General features: G+C 64.5%; 37 protein-coding genes. 10 read left to right on the plus strand and 27 right to left on the minus strand.

Annotated features, from left to right (window positions below):
• Window positions 1-249 precede the first annotated feature (249 nt).
• Window positions 250-681 (plus strand): response regulator transcription factor, encoded by a 432-nt coding sequence (locus BBTA_RS27465; protein WP_012045781.1) that lies wholly within the window; start codon window positions 250-252, stop codon window positions 679-681.
• Window positions 575-1,102 carry an ArsC/Spx/MgsR family protein gene (locus BBTA_RS27470; protein WP_371260159.1) on the plus strand — a complete coding sequence of 176 codons (528 nt, stop codon included), beginning with the start codon at window positions 575-577 and terminating at the stop codon, window positions 1,100-1,102. Before BBTA_RS27465 ends, BBTA_RS27470 begins: the two co-directional genes overlap by 107 nt.
• Before the next feature lie 18 nt (window positions 1,103-1,120).
• Here the strand turns inward: BBTA_RS27470 and BBTA_RS27475 are convergent, their stop codons facing one another.
• Genes BBTA_RS27475 through BBTA_RS27485 form a run of 3 tightly spaced genes read right to left on the minus strand, consistent with a single transcriptional unit; the run spans window position 1,121 to window position 2,092 of the window.
• A complete protein-coding gene (locus BBTA_RS27475) occupies window positions 1,121-1,483 on the minus strand; it encodes a ferredoxin (protein WP_012045783.1) in 363 nt (120 codons plus the stop codon).
• A complete protein-coding gene (grxD, locus tag BBTA_RS27480; protein ID WP_012045784.1) occupies window positions 1,480-1,809 on the minus strand; it encodes a Grx4 family monothiol glutaredoxin in 330 nt (109 codons plus the stop codon). Before grxD ends, BBTA_RS27475 begins: the two co-directional genes overlap by 4 nt.
• A 49-nt stretch (window positions 1,810-1,858) precedes the next feature.
• Window positions 1,859-2,092: a BolA/IbaG family iron-sulfur metabolism protein gene (locus BBTA_RS27485; protein WP_006609694.1), complete on the minus strand. Its 234-nt coding sequence runs from the start codon at window positions 2,090-2,092 to the stop codon at window positions 1,859-1,861.
• A 277-nt stretch (window positions 2,093-2,369) separates the two neighbouring features.
• Between BBTA_RS27485 and BBTA_RS27490 the strand changes: the two genes are divergently transcribed.
• The 4 genes from BBTA_RS27490 to BBTA_RS27505 all read left to right on the plus strand — a co-directional run bounded on the left by BBTA_RS27490 (window position 2,370) and on the right by BBTA_RS27505 (window position 4,344).
• Entirely contained in the window at window positions 2,370-2,861 is a 492-nt protein-coding gene (locus BBTA_RS27490; RefSeq protein ID WP_083780709.1) for a hypothetical protein, read from the plus strand.
• 78 nt (window positions 2,862-2,939) lie between these two features.
• Entirely contained in the window at window positions 2,940-3,302 is a 363-nt protein-coding gene (locus BBTA_RS27495) for an iron-sulfur cluster assembly protein (RefSeq protein WP_012045786.1), read from the plus strand.
• A 35-nt stretch (window positions 3,303-3,337) separates the two neighbouring features.
• Window positions 3,338-4,090 carry a dienelactone hydrolase family protein gene (locus tag BBTA_RS27500; RefSeq protein WP_012045787.1) on the plus strand — a complete coding sequence of 251 codons (753 nt, stop codon included), beginning with the start codon at window positions 3,338-3,340 and terminating at the stop codon, window positions 4,088-4,090.
• An 11-nt stretch (window positions 4,091-4,101) separates the two neighbouring features.
• Window positions 4,102-4,344 carry a hypothetical protein gene (locus BBTA_RS27505; protein ID WP_012045788.1) on the plus strand — a complete coding sequence of 81 codons (243 nt, stop codon included), beginning with the start codon at window positions 4,102-4,104 and terminating at the stop codon, window positions 4,342-4,344.
• Window positions 4,345-4,587: 243 nt separating this feature from the next.
• Here the strand turns inward: BBTA_RS27505 and BBTA_RS27510 are convergent, their stop codons facing one another.
• From BBTA_RS27510 to BBTA_RS27605, 20 genes are all read right to left on the minus strand, one after another.
• Entirely contained in the window at window positions 4,588-5,046 is a 459-nt protein-coding gene (locus BBTA_RS27510; protein ID WP_012045789.1) for a group II truncated hemoglobin, read from the minus strand.
• A 32-nt stretch (window positions 5,047-5,078) separates the two neighbouring features.
• Window positions 5,079-5,246, minus strand: a complete 168-nt coding sequence (locus BBTA_RS40915) for a hypothetical protein (RefSeq protein ID WP_012045790.1) — start codon at window positions 5,244-5,246, stop codon at window positions 5,079-5,081.
• Between the two features lie 10 nt (window positions 5,247-5,256).
• The gene (locus BBTA_RS27520; RefSeq protein WP_041751640.1) at window positions 5,257-5,571 is read right to left on the minus strand and encodes a DUF6156 family protein; all 315 of its coding nucleotides are present in this window, start codon (window positions 5,569-5,571) and stop codon (window positions 5,257-5,259) included.
• 38 nt (window positions 5,572-5,609) lie between these two features.
• The gene (locus tag BBTA_RS27525; RefSeq protein WP_012045792.1) at window positions 5,610-5,822 is read right to left on the minus strand and encodes a hypothetical protein; all 213 of its coding nucleotides are present in this window, start codon (window positions 5,820-5,822) and stop codon (window positions 5,610-5,612) included.
• A gap of 12 nt (window positions 5,823-5,834) precedes the next feature.
• A complete protein-coding gene (locus tag BBTA_RS27530) occupies window positions 5,835-6,143 on the minus strand; it encodes a 2Fe-2S iron-sulfur cluster-binding protein (RefSeq protein ID WP_012045793.1) in 309 nt (102 codons plus the stop codon).
• Between the two features lie 36 nt (window positions 6,144-6,179).
• Complete coding sequence (locus BBTA_RS27535) at window positions 6,180-7,394, minus strand: DegT/DnrJ/EryC1/StrS aminotransferase family protein (RefSeq protein WP_012045794.1); 1,215 nt, start codon at window positions 7,392-7,394, stop codon at window positions 6,180-6,182.
• Window positions 7,395-7,396: 2 nt separating this feature from the next.
• On the minus strand, window positions 7,397-7,657 hold the full coding sequence (locus tag BBTA_RS27540) for a hypothetical protein (protein WP_012045795.1): 261 nt from the start codon (window positions 7,655-7,657) through the stop codon (window positions 7,397-7,399).
• Window positions 7,658-7,672: 15 nt separating this feature from the next.
• Window positions 7,673-8,029: a DUF3024 domain-containing protein gene (locus tag BBTA_RS27545; RefSeq protein WP_012045796.1), complete on the minus strand. Its 357-nt coding sequence runs from the start codon at window positions 8,027-8,029 to the stop codon at window positions 7,673-7,675.
• Window positions 8,030-8,035: 6 nt separating this feature from the next.
• Entirely contained in the window at window positions 8,036-8,284 is a 249-nt protein-coding gene (locus BBTA_RS27550) for a nitrogen fixation protein NifZ (protein ID WP_012045797.1), read from the minus strand.
• Window positions 8,281-8,604: a nitrogen fixation protein NifZ gene (locus BBTA_RS27555; RefSeq protein ID WP_012045798.1), complete on the minus strand. Its 324-nt coding sequence runs from the start codon at window positions 8,602-8,604 to the stop codon at window positions 8,281-8,283. The genes BBTA_RS27550 and BBTA_RS27555 overlap by 4 nt, the downstream gene beginning before the upstream one ends.
• Window positions 8,601-9,374 carry a 4Fe4S-binding leucine-rich repeat protein gene (locus tag BBTA_RS27560; RefSeq protein ID WP_012045799.1) on the minus strand — a complete coding sequence of 258 codons (774 nt, stop codon included), beginning with the start codon at window positions 9,372-9,374 and terminating at the stop codon, window positions 8,601-8,603. The genes BBTA_RS27555 and BBTA_RS27560 overlap by 4 nt, the downstream gene beginning before the upstream one ends.
• Complete coding sequence (locus tag BBTA_RS27565) at window positions 9,367-9,900, minus strand: hypothetical protein (RefSeq protein WP_012045800.1); 534 nt, start codon at window positions 9,898-9,900, stop codon at window positions 9,367-9,369. Before BBTA_RS27565 ends, BBTA_RS27560 begins: the two co-directional genes overlap by 8 nt.
• An 11-nt stretch (window positions 9,901-9,911) precedes the next feature.
• A complete protein-coding gene (locus tag BBTA_RS27570; protein ID WP_012045801.1) occupies window positions 9,912-10,241 on the minus strand; it encodes an iron-sulfur cluster assembly accessory protein in 330 nt (109 codons plus the stop codon).
• 10 nt (window positions 10,242-10,251) lie between these two features.
• Complete coding sequence (locus BBTA_RS27575; protein ID WP_006609676.1) at window positions 10,252-10,476, minus strand: YfhL family 4Fe-4S dicluster ferredoxin; 225 nt, start codon at window positions 10,474-10,476, stop codon at window positions 10,252-10,254.
• Window positions 10,477-10,531: 55 nt separating this feature from the next.
• Window positions 10,532-12,094 (minus strand): nitrogenase cofactor biosynthesis protein NifB, encoded by a 1,563-nt coding sequence (gene nifB, locus BBTA_RS27580; RefSeq protein ID WP_012045802.1) that lies wholly within the window; start codon window positions 12,092-12,094, stop codon window positions 10,532-10,534.
• 260 nt (window positions 12,095-12,354) lie between these two features.
• Window positions 12,355-13,221, minus strand: a complete 867-nt coding sequence (locus tag BBTA_RS27585; protein WP_012045803.1) for an SIR2 family protein — start codon at window positions 13,219-13,221, stop codon at window positions 12,355-12,357.
• Entirely contained in the window at window positions 13,221-13,442 is a 222-nt protein-coding gene (nifT, locus tag BBTA_RS27590) for a putative nitrogen fixation protein NifT (RefSeq protein ID WP_012029022.1), read from the minus strand. Before nifT ends, BBTA_RS27585 begins: the two co-directional genes overlap by 1 nt.
• The gene (nifS, locus tag BBTA_RS27595; protein ID WP_012045805.1) at window positions 13,439-14,653 is read right to left on the minus strand and encodes a cysteine desulfurase NifS; all 1,215 of its coding nucleotides are present in this window, start codon (window positions 14,651-14,653) and stop codon (window positions 13,439-13,441) included. The genes nifT and nifS overlap by 4 nt, the downstream gene beginning before the upstream one ends.
• Window positions 14,654-14,662: 9 nt before the next feature.
• Window positions 14,663-14,953, minus strand: a complete 291-nt coding sequence (locus tag BBTA_RS27600) for a NifU family protein (RefSeq protein ID WP_008960277.1) — start codon at window positions 14,951-14,953, stop codon at window positions 14,663-14,665.
• A 29-nt stretch (window positions 14,954-14,982) separates the two neighbouring features.
• Entirely contained in the window at window positions 14,983-15,303 is a 321-nt protein-coding gene (locus BBTA_RS27605) for an iron-sulfur cluster assembly accessory protein (protein ID WP_008960276.1), read from the minus strand.
• Between the two features lie 324 nt (window positions 15,304-15,627).
• Here BBTA_RS27605 and BBTA_RS27610 point away from each other — a divergent pair, with 324 nt between their 5' ends.
• On the plus strand, window positions 15,628-16,236 hold the full coding sequence (locus tag BBTA_RS27610; protein ID WP_012045807.1) for a hypothetical protein: 609 nt from the start codon (window positions 15,628-15,630) through the stop codon (window positions 16,234-16,236).
• A 240-nt stretch (window positions 16,237-16,476) separates the two neighbouring features.
• Here BBTA_RS27610 and BBTA_RS27615 read toward each other — a convergent pair whose 3' ends face one another.
• Window positions 16,477-16,944 carry a Rieske 2Fe-2S domain-containing protein gene (locus BBTA_RS27615; RefSeq protein ID WP_012045808.1) on the minus strand — a complete coding sequence of 156 codons (468 nt, stop codon included), beginning with the start codon at window positions 16,942-16,944 and terminating at the stop codon, window positions 16,477-16,479.
• A gap of 199 nt (window positions 16,945-17,143) precedes the next feature.
• Here BBTA_RS27615 and BBTA_RS27620 point away from each other — a divergent pair, with 199 nt between their 5' ends.
• Genes BBTA_RS27620 through BBTA_RS27630 form a run of 3 tightly spaced genes read left to right on the plus strand, consistent with a single transcriptional unit; the run spans window position 17,144 to window position 18,853 of the window.
• The gene (locus BBTA_RS27620; protein ID WP_012045809.1) at window positions 17,144-17,602 is read left to right on the plus strand and encodes a hypothetical protein; all 459 of its coding nucleotides are present in this window, start codon (window positions 17,144-17,146) and stop codon (window positions 17,600-17,602) included.
• A 50-nt stretch (window positions 17,603-17,652) separates the two neighbouring features.
• Window positions 17,653-18,504: a sulfurtransferase gene (locus BBTA_RS27625; RefSeq protein WP_012045810.1), complete on the plus strand. Its 852-nt coding sequence runs from the start codon at window positions 17,653-17,655 to the stop codon at window positions 18,502-18,504.
• A 31-nt stretch (window positions 18,505-18,535) separates the two neighbouring features.
• Window positions 18,536-18,853, plus strand: coding sequence for a hypothetical protein (locus BBTA_RS27630; protein ID WP_012045811.1), 318 nt, complete (start codon window positions 18,536-18,538; stop codon window positions 18,851-18,853).
• Window positions 18,854-19,050: 197 nt separating this feature from the next.
• Here BBTA_RS27630 and hspQ read toward each other — a convergent pair whose 3' ends face one another.
• Genes hspQ through BBTA_RS27645 form a run of 3 tightly spaced genes read right to left on the minus strand, consistent with a single transcriptional unit; the run spans window position 19,051 to window position 19,906 of the window.
• Window positions 19,051-19,377, minus strand: coding sequence for a heat shock protein HspQ (gene hspQ, locus BBTA_RS27635; protein ID WP_012045812.1), 327 nt, complete (start codon window positions 19,375-19,377; stop codon window positions 19,051-19,053).
• A 17-nt stretch (window positions 19,378-19,394) separates the two neighbouring features.
• Window positions 19,395-19,682: a ferredoxin III, nif-specific gene (gene fdxB, locus BBTA_RS27640; RefSeq protein WP_012045813.1), complete on the minus strand. Its 288-nt coding sequence runs from the start codon at window positions 19,680-19,682 to the stop codon at window positions 19,395-19,397.
• 23 nt (window positions 19,683-19,705) lie between these two features.
• Window positions 19,706-19,906 (minus strand): CCE_0567 family metalloprotein, encoded by a 201-nt coding sequence (locus BBTA_RS27645; protein WP_012045814.1) that lies wholly within the window; start codon window positions 19,904-19,906, stop codon window positions 19,706-19,708.
• Window positions 19,907-19,908: the final 2 nt, after the last annotated feature.

The following is a 19,908-nucleotide window of genomic DNA, read 5'->3' on the forward strand; positions in this document are numbered from 1 at the left end:
ACGGCTGTGCCAGTGCCCGCAGCGAGCCAAAACAACCATGTTTATAAGGAGATGAAGAGCAGTCCGCCGATCGATGCGGGTTGTTGCAAACCCGACATCGGAACGCTTCGCAAGATCTGGTTCAGCCTCGCGCTGTCCGAAACGACACATCGGCGGCGGTTTTGCAACGCGCCAGGGCCCGGAACGAGATTTGCTAGATCTTCATCGCAGCCTTGCGGCAGAAGCGCTGAGATCGTTGAGGAGGATGCAATGCAGATCGGAGTTGAAACGGCAAAAGCAGTGGACCAGCGACGCGTGTTCGTGATCGATGACGATGAGATCACGCGCGCCGCCCTGCAGTTCATGTTGCACGACGAAATCGAGACACATGAGCTGGCGACACCGGAAGAGGCCTATGAGAAGGGCGTCGATTGGCTGGTGCCGAACGTGGTGCTGCTCGGCGTGTCGTTCCTGAAGCAGCGGGGGCCAGAGCTGGTGCGCGAGATCGCCGCCAGGTTCAAGGGCGTGCGCATCCTGATCGTGACCGCCAAGGCCGACGAGGCGATCGCCATCGAAGGACTGAAAGCCGGCGCGCATGGCGCCGTGGTCAAGCCGCTCACGATCGAGTCGGTGCGCAAGAAGGTCGACACCATTCTCGGCCGCGCCGGCGGCGCCCAGCTGGTGCAGCTCGGCGGCCTCTGACATGGCGACCGTGGTGTTCTACGAGAAGCCGGGCTGCGGTACCAATGCCCGGCAGAAGCTGATGCTGACGCGCGCCGGTCACGAGGTCGTCGCGAGAAACCTCCTGACCGAACCTTGGACCGGCGAGCGGTTGCGCGGCTATTTCGCCGGGACGCCGATCTGGTCGTGGTTCAACCCGGCCTCGCCGCGCGTCAAATCCGGCGAGATCGAGCCGGAGAGGATCGAGGCCGTCGCGGCGATCGATCTGATGCTGGAAGATCCGCTGCTGATCCGGCGTCCGCTGATCGAGGCCGACGGCCAATGCTGTGCCGGCTTCGACCGCGAACCGGTGCTGTCGCTCCTGCAGCGGGACGAGGATCTGGACGACGTCCAGGGCTGTACACGTCCCGATGCGACGACACCATGTCCGGAGCCGCGCTGAGCGGCTCCGGTTGATCCTTCAGCGCTTCAAGACCATCACCAGACGATCGACGCGCTTGCCCTGCTTGAAGTGCGACTCGACGATCTCGTCGATATCCTCCGGCTTGGTCGGCCGATACCAGATGCCGTCGGGATAGACCACCATCATCGGGCCGGCGCTGCAGAAGCCGAAGCAGCCAGCGGCGGTGACTCCGATATCCGTCAGCCGCTGCGCCTCGATGGTCTTGGTGAGCCGGTCCCACAATGGCTGCACGCCGAGCGCGCCGCAGCTGCCGCGCGGATGGCCCGGCGGACGCTGGGTCAGGCAGACGAAGGCGTGATATTTGTAGAGCTGGGGAAGCTCGAAGGCGTCATCCGCCTCGGCGACATCGGTCTCGCTCATGACGCCGGCGCCTTGATGCCCTTGTCGGCCAGCAGGGTCGCGAGCTCACCGGCCTGGAACATCTCGCGCACGATGTCGCAGCCGCCGACAAATTCGCCCTTCACATAAAGCTGCGGAATGGTCGGCCAGTTGGAGAATTCCTTGATGCCCTCGCGGATGAAGGGATCGGCCAGCACGTTGACGCTTTCATAGGACACGTCGAGCTTGGCCAGGATCTGCGCCACCGCTGCGGAGAAGCCGCATTGCGGCGCCGCCGGCACGCCCTTCATGAAGAGAACGATATCATTGCTGTCGATCAGCTTCTGAATGCGTTCGGATGTCGACATTGACTTGATCCTTTCTCGTGGATGCGACCGATCAGCTCGGCGGCCCCGCTCATTTCGGCAATGACGTCTCGAGCGCCAGCGCATGCAGAACACCGCCCATCTGGCCCTTGAGGGCCGAATAGACCATCTGATGCTGCTGCACCCGGCTCTTCCCGGCGAAAGCCTGTGAGGTGACGCGCGCCGAATAATGGTCGCCGTCTCCGGCCAGATCCTCGATCACGACGACCGCATCCGGGAACGCCTCCTTGATCAGACGTTCGATATCAGTTGCTGCCATCGCCATCGCCGTCACTCCCGCTCGATTGATGAAGGCGTCATGCAAGCTCCGAACCAGCGCATTGTCCGGCCGCAATCCCCGGCTCGTCGTCATTCGACGGGCTATCGAGACCAGACCACTGCTGCGACACGTCGCCTTTGCGACATCAACAACAATGCGAGGCGACGGCCGCGTTGAGAACACAACATCGGCCGGCCCTCACGGCCCGTGTCGCGCTTGGAGAAGCGCCAATAGCCCCGGCCGCCCAAACGGTCCGCGTCTTGCAATGATTTGATCGAGGTCAATGCAAATGCTCGAACTCGTCAGCAAACCCGAGACGATCAACTTCGGCGATCTTCCCGAGGAGATCGACGCGCTGCTGCAGCAGGGCGTGGCCGCATACCGGCGCGACCACGCGCGGGCGGACCGGCTGTTTCGCCAGGCGCTGGCCGCCGCTCCTCACGAGCTGCCGACCTATTTCTGTCTTTATAAGATCCACACCTATCAGGGCCATCTCGAGGAGGCCAAGGCGGTGGCCGAACTCGGCCTCGCAGAGGCCGCGCGCCAGGCCGGCTGGCCCGCGGATTGGCGATGCTGGGTGCCGTTCGATCCGCTGCCCGACGGTGCCGGCCGCTTCGCGCTCTACACGCTGAAAGCGCTCGCCTTCATTCATCTGCGCCAGAACGAGGTGGCTGACGCGGCCGAGATGCTCGCAACGTTGCGCCGGCTCGATCCATCCGGCGCGGTCGGCTGGCCTGTGGTCGCAGCTCTCGCCGACGGCCTCGGGTCGGAGTGAGGCACAGCCTAATATGGACATGAATTCGAACCAGCATTCGCCAGTGCGAACCAGGACCATGAGAGGACCCCACGGATGATGAGCATGCACGCCGCGCCCCCTCCCTCCCCGGCTCAGACCGCCGTCGCAACGGGCTCGCAGGATGCCGCCGAGAGCGTCATCGCAGCGCTGCGGACGGTCTATGACCCGGAGATTCCGGTCAATGTCTACGACCTCGGGCTGGTCTATCGGATCGCGCATGAGGGTGGCGGCGCCGTCGAGATCGACATGACGTTGACGGCGCCTGGCTGCCCGGTCGCGAGCGAGATCGTCCGCATGGTGGAGGACGCCGTGCAGGCTGTCGACGGTGTCGCGTCGGTGAAGGTCACGCTGGTGTTCGAGCCGCCCTGGGACAAGTCACGGATGTCGGAAGAGACCGCCTTGGAGCTGGGTTTGCTGTAACGCGCCCGGCGCGCAGCCAGAAGCAGGAGCATCGTATGCCCACAGAGAGCACCATCAAGCTCACCGCCGGTGACGGCCACACCTTTCAGGCTTTTCGCGCCGATCCCACCGAGACGCCGAAAGGCGCGATCGTCGTGCTGCCCGACGACAATGACGGCCCGCGCAGGCTCCGCAAGGTTGCCGACACCTTCACGGCCAGTGGATATGTCGTGATCACGCCGGAACTGTCAGCCATGGCCAAGCCTGCCCCAGACAGCGAGCCGTCGGCAGCGGTGCCGGATCCGGCTGAGCGGCTGCTCGCCGAGATCCAGTCGACGGTGGACAGCGTCAAGGACTGCGGGAAGGTTGCCGTCATCGGCTACGGTGCCGGCGGCGGGCTTGCCTATGACGCGGCGAACCGCGTATCCGGCCTTGCCTGCGCCGTCAGCTACTACGCGACCGGCGTGGTCGAGGCGGCCGGAGCCAAACGCAAGGTGCCGACGCTGCTGCATTTCGGCGAAGCCGATGCGGTCGTGCCGTTTCCCGCGGTCAGCATGTTCCGCGCCCATCATCCCGAGGTCAGCGCATTCTCCTATCCCCATGCCGCTCACGAGTTCGATGGCGACGGCGACACTTATGACGAAGCCGCGGCGGCACTTGCCCAGCAGCGAACCCTCGCCTGGATCTCGCAATACGTCGTCGGCCAGCCGCCGATCTCGCTGAAGAACGCCGGCGCCTATGCGCTCGCCAAGGTCGACAAGAAAAAGAAGAAGAAGGCCGACGACGACATGGGACCACCGATGGAGTGAGGGCGCCGCAGATGCTGCCAACCACCATTCTGATCGACGAGCAGCCGCGCTGCGTGGTGCGGCCCAACGACACCAAGGACCTCAACCGCTTCATCCGCAACGGCAAGCTTTATCTGCTGGCGGAGAAGCCGGACGGCAGGATTACCCACCGCAGCGCCAGCGATGCCGAGATGACGCAATGGCAGAACGCGCTGGCCCTGCACCGCGCCTGGGGCGGCGACGACGAACACTTTTTCGGAGTACCGTTGTATTAGTTGCGATCGATAGGGCGGACAAAGGCGCCCGCGACGGGAACGAGTTCGCTCCGCCGGCTGCGCGCCGTGCCCGCCATTCCGACAACAGCACGACCCGACCAAGCCCCGGTGGGCAGGCTTCACTTTGCCCACCCTACGCCTCGCATCTCCGTTATTGCGAGCGCAGCGACGCAATCCAGGATCACGCAACGACTCTGGACTACTTCGTCGCCTTCGGCGCCTCGCAATGATGCTGCGGCTGGCTCAAGGCCGCGCCGCGCGGGCGTCGTGCGGATTGCCGGCCTGGTTGCGCATCCAGTCGGCGAGCTTGGTCATGGCGGCGTCGACATCCTGTCGCGCCTGCACGTCCGCGACGGTTTCCTCCAGCGCGCCGCGCATGCACACCAGCCAAGCGTCGCGTTCGGCATTGCCGATGGGAAAGCCCAGGTGGCGCTGGCGCAGCCGCGGATGGCCCTTCTCCGGCGAATAGAGCTTCGGGCCGCCGAGCCATTCCGAGAGATAGCGCTTCAGGATCACCTTGATCGGCCCCAGATTGGTGCCGTGCATGTCGCGGACCTGCTTGGCCTCCGGCAGCGTGTCCATCCGGTGGTAGAACGACTCGACCAGGCGATCGACCACCACGGCCCCGCCGATCCGCTCGTAGGGCGTGACGACCGGCCCTGCGGCCAAAGCTCCGGTCTCTGAAGTCCCAGCGTCCGCCATACGGCAATTCCCGTCTCTCTTCGTCCAAGCTTCTATTCGTCCAAGCTCGGCTGCAGGATGACCTCGGCCGGTGCACCCGGCCCCTGCTCGTCCACGAGCTCCAGCGCATCGACCCGCGACAATCCGGCGCCGCTGTCCATCAGCACGATAGCGTCCCTGGGCATGCTGGCAAGAGCCTCGATCAGCTTGGCGACGGTCACGGTGCCTCCTTCACGCAGCATCCTGCCCGGCGACAGGCGCGCCGGCCTCATCAAAATTCAGCGTCACCGGATCTTCTTCCAGCATGACGATTTCGGCACGGCTCAACATGCCGTTGGCGTGATAGCTGTAGCGATGGGTCAGCTCGATCTCGCCATAGACCACCTTCTCGAATCCGGTCAGCGCGCCTGCGGCGTCGAAGTAGCCCCGGATGAAGGTATTGCGGTTGGACAGCTGCTCCGGTGCGATCGCGGTCACCAGCCGCAGCGGCAGCTTGACGCCCGTATACGAGACGAAGAACCTGCAGTCCTGTCCTGTATCCGTCATCGCGCTGCCGCCTGAGGCCTGATGCACCGACGCGGCCGTCACGCGACGGCCGCGGCCTTCAAGGCTTCGACCTGGTCGCGTGCGACCTTGAACATGCCGCGGCCACCGGCGAAGGTCTGGTAGGCCTTCATGCCGATCGCCTCGCTCAGTTTGTTGAACCATTGCTGCGGCGTCAGCGCAGCCGGCCGCTCGCTGATCTCGGCAACGGTCCCGTCCGGCGCAAAGCGAACATGAAGCGTGATATTCTCCATCGGTCCCTCCTGTTACAGACCCGAGCCGAAGCCCAGGAGCTCGATCTTGACGTTCTCGGTGCCAAGGATGGTCGCCTGGCAAGCCAGGCGGGATTTCGAGCCGACGCCGACGATGGTGTCGAGCTTCTCGTTCTCCAGCCTGGTGACCTTCGACACGCCCTTGCGTCCTTCCTGCAGGAAGATGTGGCAGGAGCCGCACTTCGCCTGGCCCTCGCATTTGTGCGGGATCTCGACCTCAGCGCCGAGCAGCGCTGCCAGAATGGTGGTGCCCTCGCCCACTTCGATCGTTTTGCCCGAAGGCATTACCGTCAATGTCGCCACTTGGATTCTCCTTTTGCAGTTTGGGATCAGAACTCGTCAGTAAATCGCCGCGCCCGCTCCGACGTTGACCGAGGCGTCCTTCATGGTCGCGACGATGAAGGCGATCTGGTCCGTGGTCAGATGGACGTGGAACGGCAGAGCGACCACGCGATCGGCGACCTTCTCGGTGACGAGGTAGTCGCCGCGGCGGTAGCCCATGTCGAAATAGTGCCGCTGCAGATGCAATGGATTCGAATAGGCGACCGCCTCGACCTGCTCGACCCTGAGATCCTCGACGATGGAGTCGCGGCTCGACTTCGAGAACCGCGTGCCGAGATGGACCTGGTAGAGGAACCAGTTCACCTCGGTGACGTCAGGGCCGACATAGGGATCCTTGATGCCCTCGAAGGACTGCACCTGGCTGTAATAGATCTGCTCGATCAACCGGCGGCGCTCCAGGATCTCGTCGATCCGCTTGAGCTGCGCCAACCCGAGCGCCGCGGTAACGTCGCTGATGATGGCGTTATGCGATGGCGTGCTGCTGACGACCACCGACGAACGCTCGTCGAGGCGATGCAGGCGGTGACGACGCACTGCGACCGCGATGTCGACATCGTCGGTGACGATCATGCCGCCCTCGCCGCAGGTCAGCGCGAATGGCTGCGAGAAGTCGAACACCGAGGCGGCCCCGAAGGTGCCGACCAGAGCGCCCTGATATTTCGAGCCGATCGCCTCGGTCGAATCCTCGATGACAGCCAGATTGTGCGCCTTTGCGATCGCCTGCAGCTCCGACCATTTGGCCGGGTGGCCGTTGGTGTTGCCGGCGAGGATCGCCTTGGTCCTTTCCGTGATCCGAGCCTCGACCTTGCTCGGCGCCAGCGTGCCCGAGTAATAGTCGATATCCGCAAACACCGGCTTGGCGCCGACGATGCTGATCGCATGCGCGACCTCGCGGAACGAATAGGACGACGCGATGACCTCATCGCCCGGCCCGATCCCCATCGCCTTCAGCACCAGCAGCAGGCCGAGCGTTCCGCTTGGCACCGCGATGGCATATTTGCGCCCGAGATAGGCGGCGAACGCCGCCTCGAACTCGTCGACCAGCGGACCGCAGGACAGCCGCGGCGAGCGCAACGCGGCGTCGACCGCCGTGATCTCCGCCGTCGTGATGTCCGGATCGGACAGAGGGATGAAGCCCGCCTCGACCGGCGTCAACTCCGCTTCATCCTGTTCCTGGCGATCGGCATCATGCACCAGATAGGGCTTTGTCATGATCAGCCCCGCTTGGCCAGGATGAGGCCGGTGGCCTTCGCGGGATCGTCGGTCACCCCCGCACAATGATCACTGGCATCGAGCAGATGAAGATCGAAAGCCGCGTAGCTACGGAACGGCGCTTCGGTGACATCCGACGCATCGCAACGCGTCAGCGCCAGCTTCGGGAAGCGGCGGCGCAGTTCGCCGAACGCCATGCTGCCGGCGTCGGGTCGCTCGAGCACCTGCGCGATCTCATTCAGTTCCTGCTCGGCCAATGCCATGTCGCCCGTCCTCCTCTACTGCCAAAAGATCCGCTCGGGGTCGGCATTCAGCTCGTCGACCGCCGCGGTCAACCGCTGGTGCACGCTGTGCAGCTCCCAGATCCCCTGAGCGTGGTCTCTCCAGAACAGCTTCCACATTGCATTCGCGGGGTCGTGGCGCAGCAGCGCCACGTCGATCACCCCGCCATCCTTGTCGATGTTGCGCGAGCAGCACGGACTCTGGACGTGATAACCGTCATCGACCGGCGATACCGTCGGCTCGACATAGCGATAGCGCTTGCGCGACTTCAGCGCGCGCTCGATCCGCTTGCGATCCAATTCGTTCGGATGCGCAGGAAGGACGAGGCAGAGCTGACGCGCGATTGCGGCCATGGCTGTTTATCGCCCCTCAACCGGGACGATCTCCTCTTCGAGACAGCCCACGACGAGCTGCTCGCCAAACTCGACCAGATAGATCGGTACATTGGCTTCGGTGTGCGTCCCGACCTGCACGATCTCGCCGAGATCGCCGACGCCGACAAGCTTGGCCTCGGCCGGCGCATTCGGGAACGAGCCATCATTGACGAGGTCGATCAGCGCCTTGACGCGCTGACCCCATTGATATCTCGGCAGACGCGGTTCAATCATGACTGATAGGCTCCCGGCAGCGGCAGCTCATCGTCGACCTCCCCGCGGGGAACGGTCGATTCGAGCTCCTTGCGTTTCATGCCGACGCGGTTTCCGCTTTCGAGAAACTCGACGCCGTAGATGTAGAACTGCTGCAGGAACGTGCCGATCGAGACGACGTAGCCGATCTCGCCCTTCTTCGCGAGGATCTCGCCGATCTCCTTGCCCGCATAGGTGCCGTCGTTGCGGATGGTGCGCTTCGCCTTCACCTTCTCGCCGAAGGTGAAGTATGGCGGCGCGGACAGTTCCACCACTTCGCTGTCACGAACGATGTTGCTCATGCCGGTTTCTCCATCGCTGCTCCAGAACGGTTATCGAGTCGGCCTCGCGCCATCTCCCGCACCAGCGGATCCTCGTCTTCCGCCAGTTCATGGAGCTCGCTGAGCGCGATCCGGCTCGCGACTTCATGGCGGACCCGCCAATCGGAGTCCTTGCGCATCGCGGTGAGAAGATCGGGCGCCAGGCGCTCGGCGATTTCAAGCCGCACGCGGGCATCGGGATCGCTGATCATGCCGAGAAGCCAATCGCTCGGGATCCGCCGCGCGACGACGCGGCGGACCTCGGCCTCGGGGTCACCCATCATGCGGCCGAGCACCGACGGCACGATGCGGCGCGCAACGACGAGACGGACGTAATAGTCGTCGTCCATCATCATCGGCATCAGGTCTTCCGGATCGAGCACGGTGGCGATGCGGATGCGGACCTCCCGATGCGGATCGTGGCGCAGCCGCAGCACCAGCCGCTTCGGCAGCCGCCGTGCCGCGTTCCAACGCACGGTTTCCTCGGGATCGTCGAGCAGCGGCGGCAGGTAGAACGGGCTGGCATGCTTGGCCGCGATCGCACGCACCTCGAAATGCGGGTGCTTGACATAGTCGTTGGCAAGCGCCGGATTCCAGTTGAAGAAGCGGTCGATGCGCCGGGCATAGCGGTCATGCACGCAGGCGTGCCGAAGCCGGCAGCCGCCGGCGGCGCTGAGCTGCTCGTGGGCGCAGCCGGCGCAGCTGATCTCGTGGCCCTGCCAGTCGATGGCCTCGTCGATGTCGTCACTCATCGTCGAGCTCCACCCGGTCGACGACATCGAGCAGCACCCGCGCCCCGATCTTGTCGCTGGGATCGAGGTCGAGCAGCTTCTGCGCAGCGAGCCGCCCCTCCACCAGATTGCCGAGCCGCATCTGCAAATACGCGTAGCCCTTCAGCGTGAACATGAAGAAGCGCGGCAGCATATGGTCGAAACTGCCGAACGCGGCATGCTCGGGCCGGACATCGCGCCAGTGCGGCGGCAGATGATTTTCGACCGCAGCCTTGGCCAAGCAGCGCTTGGCGATCCGCAACGCGTCGGTGAGCCGCCCCTTGTAGAAATAGAAGCGATAGAAGCCGATCAGGACCGCCGCATGGTCGGGCGCCAGCGCCTCGGCCTGCTTCAGATGCGTCTCCGCGACCTCATCGACATGATAGCTCTGGCCGGCCAGCCAGAGATGATGCTCGGCCTCCTCAGGCAGGCCGCCACCAAGCAGCGCATCCGCAAGCAGCGCGTCCTCGATGGCAGTCTGGGAGCTGGGCCGGGCATCGGTGGGCATGGTTCGCTGTCCTAGTCCTGCAGCGCCTTCAGCGCGTGGCTGGAGCACGACACCTGCTTCGGGTCGTGGAACACCAGGCCGGTCTGGGTCGCCGTATCGGCGAAGTCGATGGTGACGCCGTCGAGCAGCAGCCGGCTCTCGGCTGGCAGGAACAGCTTGACGCCGTCACGCTCGACCACCGCATCGCCGGGCTGCGGCGTCGCGAGCACGCTAATGTCAGCAGCCAGACCCGAACAGCCGCCGGGAGACACAGCGAGGCGGAAGCCCGAGCCCGCGGTGCCGTCGGCCCGTAGCATCATGCGCATGAACTTCTGCGCAGCTGGCGTGAGAGTGAAGTTCATCGGGGTCTCCTCAGGCCGGCGGCTGGTAGCGCGGGAACGAATTGTCGATCACGCAGGTGTTGTCGACCGGGCAGACGGCGGCACATTGCGGCTCGTCGAAATGGCCGATGCACTCGGTGCACTTCTTCGGGTCGATCACGAAGGTGCCGTTCTTCTCGGAGATCGCCACGTTCGGACATTCGGGCTCGCAAGCCGAGCAGCTCGTGCATTGCGAGGCAATGATCTTCAACGTCATGAATTGCTCCTGTCGAAAGGGACCGGCGGCGACAGCGCGCCGCCGGGTTCGCGTGTTACGCTGCCGAGATCAGAGCGCCCTGGCGGATCTCGGCGTCGCCGCGCACGACGTGCTGGATCTCGCCGCTGTTGACCTTGTCGAGATAGCTCTTGAACCAGGCGATCGCCGATTTCTCGATGAACTCATGAGCGAACTGATCGACCGGCTCGATACCGGCGGCCTGCAGGTCGCTCTTCGGGCAGCCGCCGATCTTGGCCACGAACACCGCATGGCAGTCGTTGATGGCACGGATCACGGTTTCCAGGCTGTCCTCGTCGCCATAGCCACCCTGGCAGTACAGATCGACGCGGCGATGACCGACGAACTTCGCTCCAGCCGTCGAGAGCTCGTAGACCTGGAACTCCTTGGCATGGCCGAAATGCTCGTTGATCAGGCCCGAGCCCTTGGTCGCGACGGCCACCAGCAGCTTGATGTCGCTGGACTGGCCGGCAAGCGAGGCCAGCTCCTCCTGCCGGGCGACGACCTTGGCGACGCGCTCGCTCTCGACAGCCTCCTGATAGGCCTTGCGGCTGTCGATGTCGTAGTTCACCTCCATCGCCATGATCTTGTCGGTGGTGAACTCGGCGGAGCGGTCCTCGCCGAGCAGGCCGACGGCGTCGGCGCGGCACTGGCGGCAATGCCGCATCATGTTCATCTCGCCTTCGCACTCGTCCTGCAGCGCCTTGAGCTCCTGCGCGGTCGGGCCGCGCTGGCCGGTCAGGCCGAACACGGTGCCGTGCTCGGGCGAGGAGATCAGCGGCATGATATTGTGCAGGAAGGCGCCACGCGACTTCACTGCTCGGTTGACCTCGACCAGGTGCTTGTCGTTGACGCCGGGGATCATCACCGAGTTGACCTTGCAGAGGATGCCGCGCTCGGTGAGCATCTCCAGGCCCTGCAGCTGGCGGTCGGTCAGCAGCTTGGCCGCCTCGACGCCGGTGTAGCGCTTGTGCTTCCAGAACACCCAGGGATAGATCTTGGCGCCGATCTCGGGATCGACCATGTTGATGGTGATCGTGACATGGTCGACATTGAAGCCGGCGATGGTGTCGACATGGTCGGGCAGCGCCAGGCCATTGGTCGACAGGCACAGTTTGATGTCGGGCGCGGTGCGGGCGATCAGCTCGAAGGTCTTGAAGGTCTTCTCGGGGTTGGCGAGCGGATCGCCGGGGCCGGCGATGCCCAGCACGGTCATCTGCGGAATGGTCGAGGCGACGGCGAGCACCTTCTTGGCGGCCTGCTCGGGCGTCAGCTTCTCGCTGACCACGCCCGGACGCGACTCGTTGGCGCAGTCGTATTTGCGGTTACAGTAGTTGCACTGAATGTTGCAGGCCGGCGCCACGGCGACATGCATGCGCGCATAGTGATGATGCGCCTCTTCGCTGTAGCAGGGATGGTTCTTCACCTTCTCCCAGATCTCCGGCGGCAGGTCGTTCTCGCCGGCACCCGAGCCGCAGCTCGCCTTGCCGCTGCCGCCCGAGGTGCCGCAGCCCTTGTGCTCCGCGATGGTCTGCATCACCGAGCTCAGCTTGTCGCCGTCCGGTATCGTCGCCTGTTCGTGCTGCACTGACGCGTCCATGTCCGCTCCTTAACGTTGCTGGCGAGCCGCAAACCGCCTTGGTCTTGGGTTCAGCAACTCGCGTGCCACGCCGCGGACAAGATCATTTCTCCGAACTATCAACGCCTTAGCAAAATCATCGCGGCTGTCGCCTTGCCAACATGCGAAAGCCTCTCGTTTGATGCGTTGTTAGAAACGTTACAGACTCGGATCATCGAGACGACGCACAGCAAAACAGCGCGGCTTGCGCCGCGCTGTTTTGTATCTGCGACGTCTCGATCTCAGCCGCCGATGATGATCTCGGTCGCCCGTGCGAGCGGAATCGCGATCGGCGTCAGCCGCTCGGCGATGAAGAATTTCAGCTCGTTCTTCGACAGCGAGTCCGGCTCGACCAGGACGTAATGCTCCGTGCCGGAGCGCTTGATGACCTGGCGGCCATAGGTGCGCAGCAGCTGGTCGTTGAAGCGGCAGCCGATGAACAGGAAGCCGCGATCGGTGCGCCGATCCTTCACGGTGTCGGGAATCGGCGTCTGGATGTCGATGTCGGTCAGGACCTCGACATAGTCGGCGTCGGTGATCAGGAAGTTCTTGGCCGGCGTGATGCCGCCATGCGGCTTGTAGAGCAGCGTGGTCCAGCCACTCGCCTTCTCGCGGTCGGCCTCGGCGCCTTCAGCGTCGTAGAAGCGATACCAGCGGTCCTCGCCGATGCCGGCGCGGGTGATGCCCTGCACCTCGCCCCAATCGCCGCGTCCGGCCAGCGCCGTCCGCAACGCGCCGTCATACCAGCTGTCGACGATCATCGGCAGCGGCAGCGATGCGAGGTACTGCTGCAACGGCGTCGGCGCGACGGGGGCTGCGAACGCCTCCGCCATCAGCGCCGTCACGGTGGAACGGTGGCGCGTGCTCTCGATATGCTGCGCGGAGGCCCAGGCATTGCCCTTGGCCCGGCGCGGCAGCGCCACCTTGGTGCCGAAGAACGCCGCGAGCGCTTCCGGATTCATCGGCACCGGGGCACCGGACTGTTCCGAGACCGCGGGGCCGAGGAATGGAACGACCTGGCCGGCCTTTAGCCGGGCGACAACGTCCTTCAGCAGCGCCTCGGCGTCGGCCTGCTTGACGATGTCGATATGAGGAAGCGGCGCATTCATCACTCGTCCCCTTCTCCACCGCGCTTGCGCGCATTGATGGTGATCGGCAGCCGCGTGTCGGCGGCCATCTGCGGCAGCTCGAGCACCCAGCCATTGGCGATGCGGATCCAGCCGCCCCACAGGGTCTCGTGCTCGGTCTCGACGATCGGCTCCTCCAGGTCCTTTTTCGGGACGTAGATCGAGAGGCCGGTTTCCGGCGAGCGACGGATCATGACTTTCATTGCGTGAGCTCCGTGGGGCGAAGGGCGTCCGCCGATGGCGAGGGATGATGCTGCAGCCACGCCGGCGAGGTCTCGCGCAGCCGGCCGACGATGTCGGGCAGGACCTGCAGCACACGGTCGATGTCGTCGTCCGTGGTGTCGCGCGACAGCGAGAAGCGAACCGCGCCGCGCAACAGATCCGTCGCCACGTTCATCGCGCGCAGCACATGCGACGGCTCCATCGAGCCGGACGCGCAGGCGGAACCGAGCGAGGCCGCGATGCCGGCTTGGTTCAGGCGCATCACGATCGGCTCGCCCTCGACATGCTGGAAAGCGATGTTGGCGGTGTTCGGCAGCCGCTGCGCGGGATCGCCGAGCACGGCGCAATGGCCGGCGCCCTGCAGGATGCCCTGCTCCAGCCGGTCGCGCAGCGCACGCACGCGGCCCTGCTCGTCGGCGAGATGATGTGCGGCGAGCTCGGCCGCCTTGCCGAGACCGATGATCGCGGGCACGTTCTCGGTGCCGCCGCGCCGGCGCCGCTCCTGCGGGCCACCGCGCACGAGTGGCGCGAACGGCGTCCCCTTCCGGACATAGAGCGCACCGATGCCCTTGGGCCCGTGCAGCTTGTGGCCGGACAGCGACAGCATGTCGACGCCGGCGGATTTCAGGTCGATCGCGATCTTGCCGACGGCCTGGACGGCGTCGGTATGAAACAGCGCCCCCGCGTCATGCGCGAGCCTGGCCAGCTCCGGAATCGGAAACAGCGTCCCGGTCTCGTTATTGGCCCACATCACCGAGGCGATCGCGGTGCGCGGCCCGAGCGCGCGCTTGTAGGCGTCGAGATCGAGACGCCCGGCGGCGTCGACGCCGATCAGATGGACCGTCACGCCACGTCGGTCCCTGAGGTGCTCGACCAGCGACAGGATCGCGGGATGCTCGACCGCCGTGGTGATGATCTCGTCCCGGCCGTCCTGCGTCTCCAGCGCCGACAAGAGCGCGGTGTTGTCGGATTCCGTTCCGCCCGAGGTGAAGACGATCTCGTGATCGAAGGCGGCTCCTAACAGGGCCTGAAGGCTCTTGCGCGCCTGGCGGACGGCGCCCGCGACCTCGCTGCCGAAGGCATGAGAGGACGAGGCATTGCCGAACTGGTCCGTGAAGAACGGCAACATCGCCGCGACGACGGCGGGGGCGACACGTGTCGTCGCGTTGTTGTCGAGATAGACCGGACGCAAGGCCGCTCCTTAATGCCGCGCCTTGGCTGCGCCGGCCACGGGAACGAGACGGACGAACTCGCCGAGCTTCTCGATCATGCGGGCCTGGATGCCTTCCAGGGTCGCGCTGGCGAGCTTGCAGAAGATGCAGGCGCCGGCGAGCTTGACCATGATCTTGTTGCCGTCGATCTCGACAAGTTCGCAATCACCGCCGTCGCGCTTGAGGTTCGGACGGACCTCCTCGATCACGGCCCGGATGATCCGCTCACGCTCGCTCATCTGAGCCGGCGCTTCGACGATGCCCTGGGTTTCAACCAGCATGATGTCACTTCTCTCGGATGTTGCGGGGATCAGGCGAACGACTTGCCGCAGCCGCAGCTCGACTTGGCGTTCGGGTTCTCGAAGGTGAAGCCGGAGCCTTCGAGCGCGACGACGAAGTCGATCGTCGTACCCTCGAGATATTCGAGGCTCTTGTGATCGACGAGCACGCGCACGCCCTCACGCTCGATCACGGTGTCCTCCGGCTCGCTGCCGCTGACGAGGCCCATATTGTATTTGAGCCCGGCGCAGCCGCCGGCTTCGACCATGATCCTGAGGCCGTCGACCGGCTTGTCGGAGGTGGTGATCGCGTTGCGCACCGCATTGATGGCGCTGTCGGTCAGATTGATCATCATCGTCTCGCCTTTCTTGTTCGGCTGTTGCGGATGGGATTGGCAAGTCTCGTGCCATGCAGCAATGAGCTGAAAGAACTTGGGTTTTTGCAGTGTCGCTGTGGCGTTTCCGACGCGTGTCGACTTTCCGACAGGGACGCTTCGCGTCGTGTGCCCCGACCTGTCGGCGAGCGATCCTGGCGCAAATCCGACAATCCGCGCGCCGTGCGGGCGAAACACCAGACAAATCAAGCCTCCAGATATGTCGGCAGACAATTTGCATCACGCCGCTCTTGACCGCGCCGTGCGGCGAACGGCTCACCAGACCATGCGAGGGGATTGCTGATGACGACATTGGAGAAGACGGTTGCGATCGAGACCACCGCGCTCGCGCAGCTCGACAAAGAGGGGCGGCTGCTCAATGCCGTCCTGAAGGCGCCGACCACCAAGCCCGGACGGTTCGGCTTCCGCGGCGACATCGCCTTGAAATTCCAGACCCAGGTCGCCGACGAAAAGCGCCCGCCGGACTTCTCGATCGAGCAGGTGCTGACGATCGTCAACGACGGCGAGCCGACCATTCCCGTGCTCGTCGGCTACATCCACTCGCTGGCCTATCTCGATACGGCCGCCGAGGTTCTCAAGGGCCTGCTGCGGTCCGACGGCAGCTACTTCATGTTCTGCAACAACATCGACCTCTTGGCAAAGTACCGCATCAAGATGGGCGACGTGACGTTCTACGTCCTGCCGTGCGATGAATCGACGGTCTGGAAAGAGATGATGGATCTGCTGTCGATCGACAAGAACGACATCAAGAAGCTCGACACCGCCGGCAAGCTCGATTACGTGCTCGACGCCGCCAAGCGGTTCAGCGAGAACTATGAGTTCATCGCCTATGCGGACGCGCTCGCCAAGATGGAACCGGTAAAGAACCGCAACGAGAACCGGCCGGTCTGACGCTACTCAGATCTTCATGTGCGAGTTGAAGTCCCGGCCCTCCAGCGGGGACTTCGTCAGATAGTTTGTCTTTGATAGTCGGCTGTAGCGGGCAGCAGGACTCCCATTGTCCTTCGAGACGCCCGCCTTTGGCGGGCTCCTCAGGACGAGGCCGCTTTCGTGGCGGGATCTCAACCCTCATAGTGAGGAGCGCCGCTCGCGGCGCGTCTCGAACCATGAGGCCCGGAACTGCGCCAGCGCCTATACGACAGACTTGGTGGCTTCCCAGGGGGGTCCTGCGGGATCGCAACCTTCCTCGCACTGCAGGCCGGTCTCGGCCTCCTCGTCCTCGTCATCCTCGACCAGCGTCACGCCGGTCACACAGATGTCGCCATCCAAGACCGTCAGTGCCACCGGCGTGAGGCTTTCGCCCTTGCAGGGGCCGTCGACGCAGAGCCCGGTGCCGATCTCGAACAGCGAGCCGTGCTTGCCGCAGAGGATGCGCAGGCCGTTGCCGTCCAGGAACTGATTGCGCTCCCAGTCGAGATTGACCTTGTCGTGCGGGCACATGTTCAGATAGCCGAATACCTGCTTGCCCCAGCGGATGACAAAGATCGGCCAGGGCCGTTGGCTGCCGTCCTCGGCCACGATCATGAGCTGGAAGCCCATCGCGCGGCGGCTCGGGATGTCGTTGAAGCTGCAGATGGCGTAAGCGACGTCGGTCGTCATGTCAGGCTCCATCGATGTCTGGCGGATGTCCGACATCGCCGCTTTCGGCACCGCGAGAGCGACGGTCGGCTCGCTGAGGGACCACATTGCAAGATTCGCGCAACTCCGCCGGCCGACCGGTTTTTCTCGCTCTTGCGAGAGACTGGCACAGAACTTGAAAATTTCTCCTGCAAAGGCGCTTCTTTGTAAGGAGATCGACATGAACGTGACACTGGACTTCGTCGAAAGCTCGCTCGACGACATCAAGGCGGCCCTGGATGGCGGCACCTTGACGGTCTACTCGGTGGCGCGGCCGACCACGGCCGACAAGGCGGTCGATCGCAGCGGCGTGCTCGCGACCTTCACTTTCGCCTCGCCGGCCTTCGGCCCGGCCAAGGACGGCCTGGAGCAGCCGAACTTCGTCGCGGCCTCGGTACCCGCGGCCACTGTCGGTACGCCAGGCTTTGCACGAGCCCGCAAGGCCGACGGCACGACGGTCGCCGATTTCTCCGCGGGCCCCGGCGAGCGCGAGATCAAGTTCACCGAAGTGTCGTGCTCACCCGGCGCGCCGGTCACCGTCGCCAGCTTCAAGATCATCGCCGATGGCGGCTGGCCGGAGCGCCCCGAATATTACGACACCCGCCCGCGCCCGGGCTACCCGATGCCGAAGACGCTCTGACGCCTTGCCGCGTCAGCCTTCCCTTGGCTCTTCAAATCGCGAGCGCATATATGAGCACAGACACATCGAGCGCCCTGGTCAGCTCCGAATGGCTGGCGCAGCACCTCACCGATCCCACCATCAAGATCCTCGACTGCACCTGGCATCATCCGAGCACCAATCTCGACGGCCGCACCCAATATCGCGGCCGGCATCTGCCGGGCTCGGTGCATTTCGACATCGACCAGGTCGCCGACAAATCGAACCCGCTGCCGCACATGCTGCCGACGGCCGAGGATTTCGCGCACAAGGTCGGCCTGCTCGGCATCAGTAATTCCGATCGCGTCATCGTCTATGACCGCCATTATGGTGGCTCGGCGGCGGCGCGCGTATGGTGGATGTTCCGCGTGTTCGGACATGACAATGTCGCGCTGCTCGATGGCGGCTTCGGCAAATGGACCAAGGAGAAGCGGCCCGCGGAAATGACGCCGGTGCGTCCGGCGCCGGCGAGCTTCACGGCGAATGTCCAGCCAGGCCTGGTCGCGACGCTGGCGGACGTGCAGCGGCTGGCGCAGAGCGGCGCACAGCTGGTCGATGCCCGCGGCCCCGGCAAGTTCGACGGCACGCAAGCGGACGTCTTCGCCTTCAAGCGCCAGGGCCACATTCCCGGAGCGATCAACCTGCCCTGGGCCGACCTGGTCGACCCGGACACCGGTGTCCTGCTGTCGCCCGACGCGCTGACGGCGCGCGTTACGGCCGCCGGCATCAATCTCGGCAAGCCGATCGTGACCACCTGCGCGTCCGGCATCACCTCCTGCATGCTGGCGCTGGCGCTGTACCAACTGGGCGCTCCGACCACCGCCGTCTATGACGGCTCCTGGGCCGAATGGAGCCAGCTCGACGATACCGCAGTGGCGGCGTGATTCAGCGGATAGCAATGACGGGAGTACGAGCATGGCAAAGACCCTGGTCAAGACCACACAGGACGGCCGCAAGGTCGAGGTGATTGGGCTCGCGATCTGTCTCGAGGGCGAGCTCGAGGCGTTCGAGCTGGTCGAGGTCAAGCTGCATCCGAACCGGCGCAAGATCTGGGAGGCCGCGCCCGACGCCACCCACATGGCCGGCCGCATTACCTTGACCAAGGACGAAGCGGCGATCGTCGAGGGCGCCTTCGCCGCCGCCCAGGCCGAGATCCTCGCCACCCCCGCCGCCATCAACGAGCGCTTCCGCATCGCCGCGATGTGGAAGGCCCGGGAACAAGGGATCGAGTGAAAGTCCCGGCTTTCGGCCTGGCCCTCACCTCTCGACCGTCATTCCGGGGCGCGCGGATCGATCGTGGCCAACACAAGTCTCCGTCATCGCGAGCAGCGACGCGATCCAGAGCCACGCTGGGACTCTGGATTGCTTCGTCGCCTGCGGCGCCTCCCAATGACGGCTGGGAGACTTGTGAACGGCGACTGAATGATCGGCTACTGAAAGATCCGCCCGCGGTAGTGGTAGCTCCCGTCGTCATCGACATCGAACAGCTCGCCGATATCGGGATGCTTGACCGGCTCGCCGGAGGCATCCGGCAGCAGGTTCTGCTCGGGGACATAGGCAATGTAGCTGCTGTCGCCGCTCTCGGCGAGCAGGTAATAGAACGGCTGCTCCTTGTCGAGCCTGGCGTCCATGGTGATGGCGCGCCAGCCCTCTTCTTCGGAGAACGACAGGTCAACGTCGAACACGACGCCGCGCAGATCGTAGACGCGGTGCCGGGTCACCTGGCCGATCGTGAATTTCGCCTCCATCCGCACCATGACAACACGTCCGGTTGCTACGCCGCCGGCGAATGGGTCTGGCAATTGGTCGGGCAGACCCGGGCGCAGGCACCGCAGCCGATGCAGGCGCCGGTGTCGTGCATGACCATGATCTTCTTCTCGACCTCGTCATCCTCGTCATCGTCGAGTTCGACGAACTCACCCTCGTCGTTGATGCCCTTCAAGGTCATGACCTCGCGACCACAGACCTTGTAGCAGCGGCCGCAGCCGATGCACTTCTCGGGATTGATCGCGACCAGATAGTCCGGCTTCCAGTCGCGGCCGTCGCGGGTTGAATTGGACATGATGACGGGTCCTTACGATCGGATCACGCAGTCTCAAGCTTCTTCAGCTCGGCCCGCTTCTTCTCCAGCTCGGCGAACGCTTCATGCGCCTTCTGCGCCGTCGGCAGGATCTGGTCCCAGTTGATGGGCAATTCCTCCGACAGATCGTGCAGGTTCATCTTGGCATCCATGGCGCGTGCCGACAGCTTCTTGATCTCGGCCTTGAGGGTATCCAAATCGCTCATTA

Origin of the sequence: Bradyrhizobium sp. BTAi1, from assembly GCF_000015165.1 — a bacterium.
Taxonomy (GTDB): Bacteria; Pseudomonadota; Alphaproteobacteria; order Rhizobiales; family Xanthobacteraceae; genus Bradyrhizobium; species Bradyrhizobium denitrificans.